Genomic DNA, 14,661 nt, shown 5'->3' with positions numbered 1-14,661 from the left:
CATACGAAGTATGCGCTGTGGATTAAAGGTAGGAACGAAGCGGTATCCGACATTCGTCCCCTCCGCAGCACGGAGGAACTTTTAGCTCTTTCGACACCTTCGTCGCAGCTTGCGCCAAGGTCTGTTATCCAGTTTTGGGTTAGTTTGTGACGTGAGGGTCAAAGCCATCTGACGTTCGACAGTTCAGGACCTTAGAACGTCGCCGCCAGCCGCGTCCCCTGATTGATCGCACGCTTGGCGTCCAGCTCGGCGGCCACATCCGCGCCGCCGATCACATGCGGGGTCACGCCCCGATCGATCAGCGCGTCCGCCAGCGAGCGGTCCGAGACCTGGCCGGCGCACAGCACGATGGTCTCGGCCTCGATCACGGTGGGGTTCTCGCGCGCCTCGCCAAAGCTCACATGCAGGCCCGCATCGTCGATGCGCTCATAGTTCACACCGCCGACGAAATTCACGCCCTTCATCTTCAGCGTGGCGCGGTGAATCCAGCCGGTGGTCTTGCCCAGCCCCTTGCCGTGCCGCTGCGCCTTGCGTTGAAGCAGCGTGACCTGCCGTGCGGGCGCCTCGGGCTGCGGGCCTTCGGGGGCCAGGCCCGCGCGGTGCTCCGCCGGATCGGTCACGCCCCATTCCTTCATCCACAGCGGCAGATCCTCGGTCGGGCTCTCGCCCTCATGCAGCAGGTATTCCGAGACGTCGAACCCGATACCGCCCGCGCCGATCACGGCCACCGATTTGCCGACCGGGGCCTTGCCGCGCAGCACGTCGATATAGCTCAGCACATTGTCGCGATCCTGCCCGGGGATCTGCGGATCGCGCGGAGTGACGCCGGTGGCAATCACCACCTCATCATAGCCGGTCAGATCATCCGCCGAGACGTCGCGGCCCAGCTCCAGCGTGATGCCCAGATCGGCCACCATGGTCTGGTACCAGTCGACAAGGCCCCAGAACTCTTCCTTGCCCGGCACCTGCTTGGCCATGTTGAGCTGTCCGCCGATCTCATCGGCCCTGTCGAACAGGGTGACGCTGTGCCCGCACTGGGCGGCGGTCATGGCGGTGGAGAGCCCGGCAGGCCCGGCGCCAACGATGGCAACGCGCTTGGGCGTCTCTGCCTTTTCGATCACCAGCTCCGTCTCATGACACGCACGCGGGTTCACCAGGCACGAGGTCAGCTTGCCGTTGAACGTGTGATCCAGACAGGCCTGGTTGCAGGCAATGCAGGGCGCGATCTGGTCGGCTTGTCCGGTCTCGGCCTTGGCGACAAACTCCGCATCCGCCAGCATCGGCCGGGCCAGAGACACCATGTCGGCACAGCCCGTCGCAAGCACCTGCTCGGCCACCTCCGGCGTGTTAATCCGGTTCGAGGTGATCACCGGGATAGACACCTTGCCCATCAGCTTCTTGGTGACCCAGGCAAAGGCTGCACGCGGAACGCTGGTGGCAATCGTCGGTATCCGCGCCTCGTGCCAGCCGATACCGGTGTTGATGATGGTGGCCCCGGCCTTTTCGATCTCCTGCGCCAGTTGCACCACCTCGTCATGGGTCGAGCCATTGGGCACCAGATCGATCATCGACAGCCGGTAGATGATGATGAAATCGGTGCCGACGGCCTCGCGCGTCCGCCGCACCACCTCGATCGGCAGGCGCATCCGGTTCTCATAGGACCCGCCCCAGCGATCGGTGCGCTTGTTGGTATGGGTGACGAGGAACTGGTTGAGGAAATAGCCCTCGGACCCCATGATCTCGACCCCGTCATAGCCCGCGTGCTGCGCCAGCACGGCGGCATTCACGATGTCACCAATCTGCTTCTCGATCCCTTCCTCGTCCAGCTCATGCGGCGGAAACGGAGAAATCGGCGATTTCACCGGGCTGGGCGCCACGCATTTCGGCCCATAGGCATAGCGGCCTGCATGCAGGATCTGCATCGCGATCTTGCCGCCCGCCTCATGCACCCGCTCGGTAACAACCGAGTGGTTGGCCACATCCTTGTCGGACACCATCATCGACGCCCCGGGCAGGACCGAACCCTCAAGGTTCGGACCGATCCCGCCGGTCACCATCAACGCAACACCGCCGCGCGCGCGGTCGGCATAGAACTCGGCCACGCGGTTCCAATCGCCGGTCTCTTCCAGACCGGTATGCATCGAGCCCATCAGGACGCGGTTCTTCAAGGTGGTAAAGCCCAAGTCCAGCGGCGCCAGCATGTTCGGGTACGCAGTCATCACGAAAACTCTCCCTCAGGATTTGCGCCGAAGATTGACGCGCACGTCAACTTTGTCACGCGAAACCTGACGTCACCCCCTGTTCTGCCGGGATGGTGCTTGTTAGAGAAGGGTGAATTCAGGACGAGGCCGCAGATGACCCCCGAAGAAATCGCCAGACTGCCCTACCGCCCCTGCGTCGGGCTGATGCTGATGAATGCCGATGGCAAGATCTTTGTCGGCCAGCGCAACGACCGTCACAAGGACGCCTGGCAGATGCCGCAGGGCGGGGTGGACAAGGGCGAAGACCCAAGCGCTGCAGCCTTGCGTGAGCTGTGGGAAGAGACCGGCATACGTTCCGATCTGGTCGAGGTCATCGCCGAATCCGAGGATTGGCTGCCCTATGACCTGCCACATGACATCGTGCCCAAGATCTGGAAGGGCCGCTATCGCGGGCAGGAACAGAAATGGTTCCTGTTGCGCTTTGTGGGCTCGGACGACCAGATCGACATCGAGACCGATCACCCCGAGTTCACCCGCTGGAAATGGCAGGACCCGGCGCGGCTGGTGGATGACATCGTGCCCTTCAAACGCGCCGTCTACGAACAGGTCCTCGCAGTGTTTTCCGAGCACCTCGACCATGGCGCAACACCATCCCGGTAAATGACCCGGACCGGCCAATAGGGTTGATCAGGCTGGCAGGCACTCCAAAAAAAACCCTCTTTGGCACCGTAATTTATTAAATGAAATCAAAGTTTTTCAATCCACTCACTTTGATTCCCTTTTTTCGGCACCGTTTTCCCTTGAACTGGCACATCCCGCAAAAGTGAGGCCCCCCGGGATGCCGGCATAGCCTGCATCCGGATAGAGCGCGAACACGAGCTGCAGCCTCGGGATTTGCCCTAGCCACCATTGGGACATTCAGAAAGTGGTGGGTGGGTTTAAACCGTGGACAATTCCGCCATTGAGAATGACGGAATAAATGTCCGCATTCTAAAGTGTGCTGGTTTTCCCAGATGCCACAGCCTTGCACCACGTCAGTGGTCAACTGTTCGGCTCGGTCGTTTTTGGACAGAGCGGTACAAATAGGTATTTAACTTCGCGTTCATTGATCAAAAGATGTGCCAGTGTGCTGTCCATCTCCGGCGTTGCCGCGGACCGTGTGCACAGATGAAACACGTCGCCGGCAGCCTGCACAATACGTGGATCGCCGTGGCGGATTTGCGTTTTCAGGCTGCGGATATAGTAGCCGTCGGGGTTGGCGTCGATATCCTCCATCGACACAGCCTCATTCACATGACCCGGCCCACATAACGCGTCGATGCGGCTTTCGGCTTGGGCGGCGGCGGCGGCAAGTGTCAGCGCGGCGGAAATAATCAGTTTCATCTTATTTCTCCTGTCGTTTCTCGGATTGATGCGCGCCGCCTGAGGGCTGGTGAGCTTGCCAGCAGCGCGCCGGGTTCGCTATATTAGGACACGTGGAGGAGCGTGATTTGTCCCGAAATGGCGACGAAATCGACACGAATTCTTCTGGAATCGTTCGCATTGGCGATTTCACGTTCTCTCTTGAAAACCTGGAGATTCAAAGCGTTACAGGACAAACCGTGGTTTTGTTGCGAAGGAAGCGTAGTCAGAAAGCAAGAACAGAGCTGCCCTAGCGATCTCGGTTGGCTCTGCCATGCGCTTGAGTGCGTGAAAGCCACTTACCGTATCCAGAACATTCGGGTCATCACCAGCCATTGGTGTCTTTGTCCCACCCGGGAGCAGGGCGTTAACGCGGATGTTTTCCGGCCCAAGCTCGGCCGCCAAGACTTGACTCAATCCGATCAATCCGGCCTTAGCGGCGGCATAGGCACCCATCCCAGGCAATCCGATCGTATGGCCCACGAAAGAGGACGTGAACACAATCGAACCGCCGCCTCGTTTACGAAGTGCTGGAATCTGATGTTTGGCGGCAAAGAAGCCACTGTTCAGATTAACGGAGAGAACATTGTGCCAGTTGTTCGTGCCCATATCGGAGATCGGTGCAAGGTCGCCCACCAATCCCGCATTGTTGAACGCTCCATCAAGTCCACCGAAGCTTTGTTTGGCCAGCTCAACAAGTGCCTCAGCATACGTCTCATCTTGGACATCGCCGGCGAGCCGTGCGGCGTTCCCACCATTTTTGGCGATGGATCCGACGATCTCGTCGAGTTTGTCCTCGCGGCGGGCGCCCAATACGACATTGGCGCCTTTTGAAGCGAAGAGCATTGCAGCATCAGCACCGATCCCGCTGCTCGCTCCAGTAATGATGATAGTCTTTCCATTGAGTTCCATTGTCATGCCTTTCAAAGGTTGCATGACATTCGACTAAGGTTTGGGACAGCCGCACCTCGACCCGATTTATGCGCATGTTGAAGGCGCCAGACCCGAAAGCGCATGATCCGGGTCCATGAACGGCGTTGACTGTGACTGTACAAGCTCAGTCCGACCTACCGGGCTTTCTGCGGTAGCCCATCCCGGATTTCATAGTAATCCCCCTTCTCCGAGACGAAGATGTGCATCGACAATGCGGTGTCCGTCGCGCCGTCGAAGACGCCCATGGCAACGGCCGTCCAGTCATGTTGAACCGGATCCCAGAACAGTGTCGACCCGCAGGTGCCGCAGAAGCCGCGCCGGACCTTCTCGGAGGAGTGGTACCATCGGACGGCGTTCTCCCCCGCGACCTGAAGCGCAGTCCGGGGAATATCTATGGACGCCTCGTAGTGGCCGGTCTGCTTGCGGCATGCGGTGCAGTGGCATGCCGTTGGACGCGGAAGGTCACATTCGACCGTGATCCGCACGGCACCGCAAAGGCAGGAGCCTCTATGCATGGCTCACCTCCTTTGCTTCCTGCCATCTTGCCCGACGCTGCACACCAAGTGACTTGATCAGAGCTTTCGCCTCTGCAGGCGGTTGCTGTTCGATACGTCGGTAGTCTGTTCCATCTCTGCGGCGTGAAAGAAGCGCGCAGGAAATCATCGTCCGACGCAGTGTCGCAGGATCGTCAAACAGATGCTCCCGGGTGAGGCGTTCGTTAACCTCTCGCTCAGGCATTGACCGACCGGCGGGCAACGTCGCCCAGAGCGCCCAGAGAGCAAGTGTCTGCACACTGCGCTTTGAAGGCCATCGGCGTAAACGGCCCTGGGCATCGAACTGATGCAAAGCGCGTTCGACTGACCGTGCATCGACGGGTGGGTCATCGGCAGCACGGCTGAGCCTTTGCGCGGCTGCGCGCGCGGAACGCATGTGCTGGACGTTGTGAAAGCCCGCTGCTCGCGCAGTCATATTCATGAGGGCGAGATGCGACGGACTCGCGTCGCCCAACTGCCTGGAGAGTGCGCGCACAAACGTGGTCAGGTCATCCGCACGCAGGGGTAAAGGGGTCTTCGGCATGGTTTTCCACAGTGAGCGCCGGTGCTTTTTCGTCGGTCGCAGGCTTGACGAAGCGGCGCTCTCATCAGTGTGAATAGATGCTATGCCGTTCGATCTTGATGGCAGGTTTAGCTCTCCCGAAGGAGCAGCGACGCCTCGGTGTCTGCCGACCGTGGAGGTGACATAGCAAAAAGCGTGACCGCGGCCAAGGTTGTCCTCGGACAGCTCCCGCGTCCATATGGCTGCCGTCATCCATCGCGTCCCGGTTCGCTCGGATCGCTGGAAAATAATGCGATCTTGTTGCCTTGAGGATCGCGAAGGTATCCAACGAAAAAGTTCGGCCCATAGGACTGTCGAAATCCCGGCCGGCCCTCGTCGGACCCTCCTGCCGCGAGCGCGGCGGCGTGAAGGTCACGGACCTGCCGCTGATTGCGCGCCTCAAATGCAACCATCGTTCCGTTCCCGGCCGAAGCGGGCTGTCCGTTAAAGGGGGATTTGACATAGAACTCGGGCAGGTTGCGTGATCGGCCTGGTTTTTCGGGCAGCGCGTAGCTCAGATCACCGTGATATACATCCAGCCGATATCCAAGATCCAGCAGGAATGCGGAGTAGAAGCGCTCCGCGCGTTTAATATCATCGGCGCCGATTGTGACATATGCAATCAACGTATGGGCTCCTTTCCGGTTTGCCAGTTGCTTCAACCCGAGACTCATCATGCCTTGCTTGACGGTCCTCAGGCATCCGCCTAGAACCGCCACGCATGTTCAGCCTTGGCTTCTTCGATCGTCATGCCTCTGCCCTCGGCCGGGGTGGTGTAAGAGACACCGTTTCTCGGTTGGTTCCACCCCGACACTTCCTCTCGCCCTGTTGTCGGTGGCACGGCAGAGGGTGCGTTGCCGCCCTGCGGTAATCTACGGGGGGTTCTGACGCTTAGAATTGCGGCACCACATGCGAGTGCTGCGGCGAGGCCGAACATGGCACCCCAAGAGATGCCTGCCGCCATCCCGGCCAGAACCGCTCCAAACGCACCGACACCGTCCAAAAGGGCGAACGCGAAGCCCAACGTCGTGCTTTCGCTGTGATCCGTGTGATCGACAGCCGCTGCAAGCATTGCCGCGCGGATCGCGTCCAGCGCCGCAACCGCAAGCGCCATCATGGCAATCACGAACCAGAATGGCGGCTCGAACATCAGGGTCGCGATTGCCAAGGCAGCAAGCCCGTTTCCAATTGCGAGTATCGGTGTGCGACCGAGCCTGTCGGATATCGCCCCAACCCAAGGCTGGGCTAGCGCACCGGTTATTAGCATAGCTGCGAAAACAATCCCGATGGTTGCAGGGGCAAGGTCGTGAACCGTCGCCAGATAGAGTGGGAACATGCTCAGCAGTGCGATCAGAGACATGTTGTAGAGAGAAAAAGATGCGATGATGCGCAATCCCCTCCGTCCGATCCACGCGCGTATCAGGTCCCGGAGTTCATTCTGACCAACACGCGGTTTTTCTACGGCGGGGACTGAGCGCACTACCCATAAAAAACAAAGCCCCATCAAGACCGTCGGAAGTACCGAAATAGCCAGCGCACCGCGCCAGTCTAGGAACGCAAGAAGCAGTCCAACCGACAACGGAGCCAGAACTTCAGCGAACGAACCACCAAGTGCATGTACACCCAAGATGCGCGCCCGATCGGTCTTGTTGTCGCGTGTAAGCACCCCAGTTGCAATCGGATGCCAGGCCGCGTTTCCTAACCCCGCAGTCGCCAAAAGAATTGCAAGGCTCCAAAATCCCGGGGCAAGCGCCGCGAGCGCATAGCCGAGAGCAACCCAGAAAAACGTTCCGACAAGCAGGCGGCCTCGGTTCGATACGCGATCGGCGAGGAGCCCCGCCGGCACATAAGCCAGTGCACCTCCCACACTGAACAGCGTAAAAAGCAGGCCAACTTCCGCGGGCGGCAGGTTCATTGCAAGGCCGGCCGCAGGCACGATCAGCCACAGGGCGGCAATCGGCCAATCATTGGCGAAATGGCCCAGAGCGAACCAGGTTATGAAAGTGCGGCTGGTCAAGGTGGCTTTGCTATCCGATGCGAGAAACCGGACCCTTCTCCGATTGATTGGTAAAATCTACGTGGCGGTGGTATGTCTGTCTGTCGAAAGAGGGGCGATTACCATCGAGGATTCGTCAGTGAAGGACGCGCAATCAGACAACGCTGATCGCCCACGCTACCTCGGAGAGACGATCAGGCCTGAGTCCGGGGAAAGCTACGACTGGCATACGCACGATTTTGGGCAACTCATCTCAGCGGCGTCAGGCTCAATGTATGTGGGAACGCCCGACCGCGTCCTGCTTCTCAGCCCGGCGATGGCGATCTGGATCCCCCCGGATGCTGAACATTGGATGCGGTACGGGTCCAATAACGTCATGCTCTACGTGGACGTTAACCGCGATGAAGCGCAGCACCTTGGCATTGACTGCCGGGTCATCACGATGACGCCGCTCCTTGAAGCACTTTTCATTGCTGCCATGCCAGAAAGCACGAAAAATCGAGGACAGGCGCATAACAAGGCGCTGCACACCCTGCTTCGACACGAACTGATCTCCGCGCAAGACGTGCCGCTGTCGTTGGTCCTGCCGAAAGATGCGCGCCTCCACGGGGTCGCGAAAGCCGCGCTGGATGATCCCGGCAGTGTGCGCTCGGTGGAAGCTTGGTTGTCAGATGTGCCTGCCAGTCGGAAAACGATTGAACGCTTGTTCGTTGCGGATACAGGCATGCCCCCTTCCAAGTGGTTGCGGCACGCGCGGGTCTTGCACGCCGTCTCGCTCCTCGCATCAGGTCAGAGCGTGACATCGGTTGCGTTTGACATGGGATACGAGTCGTCAAGCGCGTTCAGCTATATGTTCCGTCAAACCCTCGGCGTCAGCCCGAGTGAATTTCTGAGGAGCCGATCAGTTCCGCAGTAATGACTTGGTGATCGAGACGGCCCATTCCTGCCGTTCGATCTTGGTCACTGTCGCTGCGGTGCGGCCCGACTGAACAGACATTCGCTGCGATCGCAAAACTGGAAATTAGACGTAGGTTTGGAGAGCAGCCCTAAGCAGACATCCAACAGTAACTGTGAATGCTGCAACTCGGCCCAACAAAACTGGCGTCTGTGGATAGTGTGGTTTGTTGGAACTCAAGGGCGGTCGGTGAATTGGATGGCCTGTGTGAACTTTGAAATCTGATGTTCAAAACACCATCAATGTTCGTATTCCTGATCAGTGAGACTTGGTAATCTCCAGTGCTTGTTCCCTCAACCAGTTGACTGCCGGATTGAAGCGGCTGCGCTCGTGGCGGACCAGGTAATAGGGGAAGCCGCAACGCGGCTGAAACGGCGCTGAGCAAAGAGTTGTCGATTTCCGAACCTGCTCTGCCAGCCGCTTGGGAACAGCTGCGACCGCATCCGTCTGCCCTACCAGGAAGGGCAGTGTGGTAAAGTAGGGCTGCTGGAATACAGCATTTGAACCATCTCCTTCTTCCCGCATGATTGTATCCGGTTTCAAACCCGTCGTGTCCGGAAAGTTGAACTCGATTAACCGGTAAGGGGACACGTCCTGCGGAGTAAGGGCCAGCTTTGTTGCTGAAGGTTCCTCAAGCGGATGACCTTGTCGAAAAAGGACTTCGTAGGTCTCATCAAATAGTTTTTGAACGAGCAAATCTTCCTTTGCATCCAAATCTGCGTATAGCAGCAGATCAATTGCTCCCTTTTCCAGGTCGCTAAAGCTTTGCGGCACCAGTGGCGAGACATCGAACCTTAATGCTGGTGCGGTAACGGCAAAGACTTCCATCATTGGTCCCAGGACAGCCGCGACGCCGTAATCTGTCGAGGCGATGCAATAGCGATGGTTGGACTGTGCCGGATCAAAGGCGGAAGGCCTGAAGACGTCAGCTATCGCTGACAGTGCTGCATCAACAGGTTCATTCAAGCCCAGAGCATGATCCGTTAACTTGTATCCAGACTGCGTTCGGATCAGCACCGGATCTCCTATCAAGTCACGTACCCGGGCCAGGATTCGACTGGCGGCGGGCTGGCTGATCCCCAGATGCATTGCCGTGCGTGTCACGCTTCTTGTGCGAAGCAGAAGCTGCAGGAACCGTAGAGTCCGCATATCCAGAGAAGTCAGTCTATCATTCATTTTCTGCATGCCCATCATGCTGTTTTCGTCATCCAAATTATGCCGATCGCGAGCTAACTGACAAGCGAAGCCCAACCGGGCGCCCCCGATCAGGCGTTCCGTCCTTGATCTTTTGGGTGCGGAGGCCATCAAACTGAATACGAAAGGACACCAGCAATGATTACACGTCGCAAATTCAACTCAATTGCGATTGCTTCATCCATGAGCGGAACTTTCGCTGCCGGGTCCGCCACCGCGGCGTCGTCCGGTGACGTGGATCAATCGGCACTTGGCTCCTACGATGTTCAAACAGTGTCCTTTGACAGCTCAGGGGAAACCCTTGTTGGAAAGTTGTTGAGACCTGTTTCGGAAGGACCTCATCCGGCAGTTGTGATCATCGGACCTGTTGCCTTCGTCAAGGAACAATCACCTGTACAATACGCAACCCGCCTGGCATCGCGCGGGATGGCCGTTCTGATTTTTGATCCGCGCTATCACGGAGAAAGCTCTGGCGCTCCCCGACGCTATGAGTCTGGCGAAGCCAAGGTGGAAGACTGCCAAGCAGCCCTGGGATTTCTCGCCGGCCAGGAAGGTATTGACGCAAATCGACTGCATCTTCTCGGGATCTGCCAGGGCGTCAACTGGGCGATTGAAACAGCCGTGATAGATGATCGCGTAGCGTCTCTCGGGGTCGTCGCGGGCCACTATCTGACCGCAGAGACCGCAAGAATGTACCTTGGCAGTAGTGCCACAGTTGAAGCGCGCATGGAACGCGCGACCAAAGCAGCCGCCGATTTCGCAAATACAGGGGAAGCAAGCTACATTCCGATCGTCGGTTCTGAGGATGCTCTGCTGACCGCAACGGCCATTGCGGACTGGTACTTGCCTTGGGACAACAGGGCCCCTTGGCTGACTTTCAAGGGCGGTTGGGAAAACCGCATCACCGCGATGAGCGAAGCCAGCATTTGGGGTTGGCGGATCGACGAAACGGCCCCTCAACTGAGCCTGCCCGTATTGATGATCCATGGCGACAAAGCTGCAAGTGGCCAGGACATTCCGCGCCGCATTTTTGAAGATTTAGCGTCGGAGCAGAAAACACTGCATTGGATCGACGGTGCCAACCAGCTTCAGTTTTACGAAGACCCGCTGATCATTGACACCGCCGTCAATGCGCTTGCCCCGCACTTTCTTGCCTTCGACCGAAGCTCATGATGCAGACCGTTTGCTTCATTGCGGCCGTCCCCGAGCAATCATTGCCTGGAAAACGGGCGGCAAAATCAAAGCGCAGCTACACAGGGGTAAAATTTGCGATGAAAACTCTTTCGCTACTGGTCGCATGCTCGGTAGCGTGCCCTGCTGTCGCCGAACAAAAGCTGCCACCCTTTACCGAAGCCGTATTGCCAATGGAGAGCGATCTTTACGCAGTATCGATTGGACCAGGTGGGCCAGGTGAAGAGTTTGGCTCAGACGCAACGAATGGCGGGCTTTACAGGATTGCTTCAGACGGCGAAACGGAAGAGATCGAGCTTTCCGACGGACAAGGCCTTCGCAACCCGACCGGAATGGTGCGCGCTGGCAACCAGATTATCATTGTAGATGGCAATGAGGTTATCTCTACCCAACCGGATGGCGCTGTAAGCTGGCGGCAGGGTCTCGACGAAGACGGCGTCTTTCTCTACGATATCGAAGTTCTCAACGAGAACACCCTACTTGTGAGCGATTTTGGGCGGGGCGCATTTCTATCCGTTGCACCCCAGACCGGACAAATTCAGCCTTACCATGGCGATCTGCGTATCAGTGGGCTTGCCCGCTTTGCAATCGCAGAGACAGGAATTTACGCGGTGTCCTGGGGCAGCGACGATGCCTGGGACAGCGCCTTGTATTGGGTTCCGCATTCGGACAATGGGCATACCGTTGCAACACTTTCAGAGGGTTTTGGTAATTTGGAATCCGTTGAAATAGTCAACGAGACAGTTATCGTCGGAGGCTATCGGGGCCACGAAAAATACCCGAATGCGAAGCTCTTGCGCGTCGAAACTGATGGAACGGTTCACCCATTGATCACCGGATCCCATTCGCGTGGAATTTCCGACATATTCTTCGATGGGTCGTCCATATGGCTGACATATTTCTATGACGCATCCTATGCGGAGTTGCCGTCTCAGGTGGCGCAAAACCTCGACTAACAGACGCCGATGCTCTGGTTTCCATGGCGCAAAACCTCCACCTGTAGCGTATGCACAGGAAGTTAGCTGGCGGCCCAAACCTGCCGTTGACCACTGCCGGCTGCCTCGGCGGTGCGGCCCGTGCTTCCGGACTTTCGCTTCAACCGCAAATTTGCGTGTTGGACGGATTCACGCAGTGCGCAACAAAGTCAACTTTTGAAATACGTGGTTTAATGACTGCTCTCGCGGACCGTCAATTAAGGCACAACGCTCAATTCGACATGAGCCACTTCTTGAATTTCCTAACAGCGTCCCGCTCCTGATCGCCGGGTCGACAGACGAAGTAGAGCCCACGATCCAATGGAACACTGCTCTCATCGAGACGGATCAGTCGACCAAGTTTTAAGTCTCTTGCGGCCAAAAGATGTCTGGCCAATGCCACGCCTTGCCCGTCAATCGCGGCCTCCAACAGAACTGCGCTGTCCACGTACTTGATGCTTTGCGAGTTGATCCGATCAGCGCTCAGCCCAACTTGTGCAGCCCAGCTTTCCCATCCAACGTTGAAGGCATCGTGCAAGAGTGGGAGATCAGCCACCACCTCGGCGCGCATTGGCCGGCGTGTTTTCTCAACAAGGGAAGGCGCGGCCACGACGATCAGTTCTTCTTGTCTAATTTGCTCATGATAGAGTCCGTCCCAACCGGGTTCCCCAAACCGCAACGCGACATCGACCTCGGACGCATCAAAATCCGCAAAGGCATCATTTGTGTCCAGTAACAATGCGATGCCCGGATGTTCTTGTTGAAACGAACTGAGTAGCGGCACAAGCCATTTGAGCGCCAGCGATGTGGACAAGGACACTGTAATCGACTGACGGTGATGTAGCCGCTTCACCTCCACTACGCCCAGCTGTAATGCAGAAAATGCCCCGCGCGTTGCCTGGTGCAAGCACTCCCCAGCCTTTGTCAGTTCAACGCCATTGGGGCGACGATGAAAGAGCGTCACGCCAAGATGTAGTTCCAGCAACTTGATCTGCCGGCTGATCGCCCCGTGGGTGACGTTAAGCACATCCGCTGCCTTAGTCAGGCTGGAGTGGGTTGCGGTTTCGTCAAAGGCCTGAAGGGCACGAAGGTGTCTGAGGTTTTCCGCCATGTGAGAAAATCTAATAGCAATGCTCCATAAACTCGATAGGCGGCCCTTATTATGAGGAGTTACACTGCCTTCAATACCAAAAAAACCTCGCACCCTTTTTGCCACAAAAAAGGAAACACCATGCCCGAAGTCAAAGTCGCGCTGATGACCGGAACTGGTCAGGGTATTGGCAGGGGCTGCGCCATTGAAATGGCAAAGGCAGGATACAAGGTCTCGCTGATGTCCCCGTCCAATCGCTCAGTCGAACTGGCGGAGGAGCTTGGGGGCATTGGCCGCCGCGGCTCTGTGCTGGATGTCGTTGATTTGCAAGCGATGATTGACGACACCATGAGCAAGTATGGTCGGATTGATGCAATCGTCAGCAACATGGGCCACGGCGGTTCGGTGCCAGAAGCCATCAAGACCGTCGGCTTCGATCCCGACTTTGACGGGCCGCTTTTGGAACTCAGCGACGAGTTGTGGCACGAAAGTCTGGACATGTATGTGCTGAACGTCGTGAAGATTGCCCGTATCGTCACGCCGATACTGATCGAACAAGGCGGCGGTGCCTTCGTAAATATCTCGTCCATGAATGCAGTCGAGCCACGTGCACCCTATCCCATGAGCATGCTGCGCGGTGCTCTGCACAGTTTCTCAAAGCTCTATGGGGATCGCTATGCCCGGCATAACATTCGTATGAACAACCTACTCCCCGGGTTCTGCGAAAACGTGAACCTGTCCGAACGGGCCCGTCGGGAAATCCCCGCGCAGCGGCCAGCAACATTCGAGGAAATTGGGCAGGCTTGCGTGTTTCTTGCCAGCGAGGGAGCTCGGTATATCAACGGTCAGAGTATTCTGTCCGATGGCGGAATGAACCGCGCGGTCCGATAGCAATGAGGCGGTGAAGGATGATCGTTACGGAACTCCAAGATATCCTTGGTACAGATCGAGACGTCTCGGGTCCGGGTTGGAACAGCAGACGGCTCTTGCTGGCCTCTGATGGCATGGGGTTTTCGCTGACCGACGCGGTCATCAATAAGGGCGCAGAGCTTGAGCTTGAATATACCCATCATTTGGAAGCGTGCTACTGTATCGAGGGCAAGGGGCAGATCAGGGCATTCGGCGATGAAACCTGGCATTCCCTTGAGCCATTTACGCTGTATGCATTAGATCAATATGATCGGCATCTGGTTCGCGCTACAAACGCCGATCTGCGGCTTGTCTGCGTCTTCAATCCGCCGCTCAGCGGGCAAGAAGTGCACCGCGAAGACGGAAGCTATGCGCTAAGTGGATCCTGACGAGGCCGGCGTTTCGGGCAAACTGCCATTTATGCAATGCGCAGCATCCACCAAGTTGGGCTCTCTCCTGCGGCTCTCTGCGTTATGCGTCGATAGGTAGTGAGAGCCCTCAACAGCCTTTAGGCGTCGAGCACGCTTTCGTGCATCATTTCGCTGAGCGTGGGGTGCGGGAAGACGGTGTTCATCAGGTCCTCTTCGGTGGTCTCCAACTGGCGGCCCACCACGTAACCCTGAATCATCTCGGTCACTTCGGCGCCGATCATATGCGCGCCCAAAAGCTCGCCGGTCTTGGCGTCGAATACGGTCTTGACCAACCCCTCGGGTTCCCCAAGC

General features: G+C 57.6%; 15 protein-coding genes and 1 pseudogene. 6 read left to right on the top strand and 10 right to left on the bottom strand.

Translation table 11 applies throughout. The features are described from left to right. Nucleotides 1–191 precede the first annotated feature (191 nt). Nucleotides 192–2,219 (bottom strand): FAD-dependent oxidoreductase, encoded by a 2,028-nt coding sequence (locus AB3N21_RS16320; protein ID WP_367936218.1) that lies wholly within the window; start codon nt 2,217–2,219, stop codon nt 192–194. A gap of 135 nt (nt 2,220–2,354) precedes the next feature. On the opposite strand from AB3N21_RS16320, the gene AB3N21_RS16315 reads away from it, so the two are divergent. Beyond that, a complete protein-coding gene (locus AB3N21_RS16315) occupies nt 2,355–2,861 on the top strand; it encodes an RNA pyrophosphohydrolase (protein WP_367936217.1) in 507 nt (168 codons plus the stop codon). A 381-nt stretch (nt 2,862–3,242) separates the two neighbouring features. Here AB3N21_RS16315 and AB3N21_RS16310 read toward each other — a convergent pair whose 3' ends face one another. The 6 genes from AB3N21_RS16310 to AB3N21_RS16285 all read right to left on the bottom strand — a co-directional run bounded on the left by AB3N21_RS16310 (nt 3,243) and on the right by AB3N21_RS16285 (nt 7,647). After that, nucleotides 3,243–3,584 carry a hypothetical protein gene (locus tag AB3N21_RS16310; protein ID WP_367936216.1) on the bottom strand — a complete coding sequence of 114 codons (342 nt, stop codon included), beginning with the start codon at nt 3,582–3,584 and terminating at the stop codon, nt 3,243–3,245. Nucleotides 3,585–3,788: 204 nt separating this feature from the next. Next, on the bottom strand, nt 3,789–4,514 hold the full coding sequence (locus tag AB3N21_RS16305) for an SDR family oxidoreductase (protein ID WP_367936215.1): 726 nt from the start codon (nt 4,512–4,514) through the stop codon (nt 3,789–3,791). 155 nt (nt 4,515–4,669) lie between these two features. Next, nucleotides 4,670–5,050, bottom strand: a complete 381-nt coding sequence (locus AB3N21_RS16300; RefSeq protein WP_367936214.1) for a GFA family protein — start codon at nt 5,048–5,050, stop codon at nt 4,670–4,672. Beyond that, a complete protein-coding gene (locus tag AB3N21_RS16295; RefSeq protein WP_367936294.1) occupies nt 5,043–5,465 on the bottom strand; it encodes a DUF2087 domain-containing protein in 423 nt (140 codons plus the stop codon). Before AB3N21_RS16295 ends, AB3N21_RS16300 begins: the two co-directional genes overlap by 8 nt. A gap of 374 nt (nt 5,466–5,839) precedes the next feature. After that, nucleotides 5,840–6,256 carry a VOC family protein gene (locus AB3N21_RS16290; protein ID WP_367936293.1) on the bottom strand — a complete coding sequence of 139 codons (417 nt, stop codon included), beginning with the start codon at nt 6,254–6,256 and terminating at the stop codon, nt 5,840–5,842. Between the two features lie 80 nt (nt 6,257–6,336). Next, nucleotides 6,337–7,647, bottom strand: a complete 1,311-nt coding sequence (locus AB3N21_RS16285) for an MFS transporter (protein WP_367936213.1) — start codon at nt 7,645–7,647, stop codon at nt 6,337–6,339. Between AB3N21_RS16285 and AB3N21_RS16280 the strand changes: the two genes are divergently transcribed. Continuing rightward, complete coding sequence (locus AB3N21_RS16280) at nt 7,628–8,542, top strand: helix-turn-helix transcriptional regulator (RefSeq protein ID WP_367936212.1); 915 nt, start codon at nt 7,628–7,630, stop codon at nt 8,540–8,542. The genes AB3N21_RS16285 and AB3N21_RS16280 overlap by 20 nt on opposite strands. Nucleotides 8,543–8,839: 297 nt before the next feature. Here the strand turns inward: AB3N21_RS16280 and AB3N21_RS16275 are convergent, their stop codons facing one another. After that, nucleotides 8,840–9,793 (bottom strand): LysR family transcriptional regulator, encoded by a 954-nt coding sequence (locus tag AB3N21_RS16275; protein WP_367936211.1) that lies wholly within the window; start codon nt 9,791–9,793, stop codon nt 8,840–8,842. 120 nt (nt 9,794–9,913) lie between these two features. On the opposite strand from AB3N21_RS16275, the gene AB3N21_RS16270 reads away from it, so the two are divergent. Beyond that, entirely contained in the window at nt 9,914–10,948 is a 1,035-nt protein-coding gene (locus AB3N21_RS16270; protein WP_367936210.1) for an alpha/beta hydrolase, read from the top strand. Next, nucleotides 10,945–11,922, top strand: coding sequence for a hypothetical protein (locus tag AB3N21_RS16265; protein WP_367936209.1), 978 nt, complete (start codon nt 10,945–10,947; stop codon nt 11,920–11,922). The genes AB3N21_RS16270 and AB3N21_RS16265 overlap by 4 nt, the downstream gene beginning before the upstream one ends. 250 nt (nt 11,923–12,172) lie before the next feature. On the opposite strand, the gene AB3N21_RS16260 is transcribed toward AB3N21_RS16265, so the two are convergent. Beyond that, the gene (locus AB3N21_RS16260) at nt 12,173–13,051 is read right to left on the bottom strand and encodes a LysR substrate-binding domain-containing protein (RefSeq protein WP_367936208.1); all 879 of its coding nucleotides are present in this window, start codon (nt 13,049–13,051) and stop codon (nt 12,173–12,175) included. Between the two features lie 120 nt (nt 13,052–13,171). Here AB3N21_RS16260 and AB3N21_RS16255 point away from each other — a divergent pair, with 120 nt between their 5' ends. Together AB3N21_RS16255 and AB3N21_RS16250 are read left to right on the top strand one after the other, a co-directional pair. Continuing rightward, a complete protein-coding gene (locus tag AB3N21_RS16255; protein ID WP_367936207.1) occupies nt 13,172–13,921 on the top strand; it encodes an SDR family oxidoreductase in 750 nt (249 codons plus the stop codon). 17 nt (nt 13,922–13,938) lie between these two features. Continuing rightward, a complete protein-coding gene (locus tag AB3N21_RS16250) occupies nt 13,939–14,328 on the top strand; it encodes an ectoine synthase (RefSeq protein WP_367936206.1) in 390 nt (129 codons plus the stop codon). Nucleotides 14,329–14,447: 119 nt separating this feature from the next. Here AB3N21_RS16250 and AB3N21_RS16245 read toward each other — a convergent pair. Then, nucleotides 14,448–14,661: pseudogene (locus tag AB3N21_RS16245) on the bottom strand (dihydrolipoyl dehydrogenase); the annotation flags it as partial.

The sequence above is a fragment of the Ruegeria sp. genome (assembly GCF_040830605.1).
GTDB lineage: Bacteria > Pseudomonadota > Alphaproteobacteria > Rhodobacterales > Rhodobacteraceae > Ruegeria.
The sequence above is the reverse complement of the archived record's forward strand: the minus strand, read 5'-3'. Positions and strand labels throughout refer to the sequence as shown.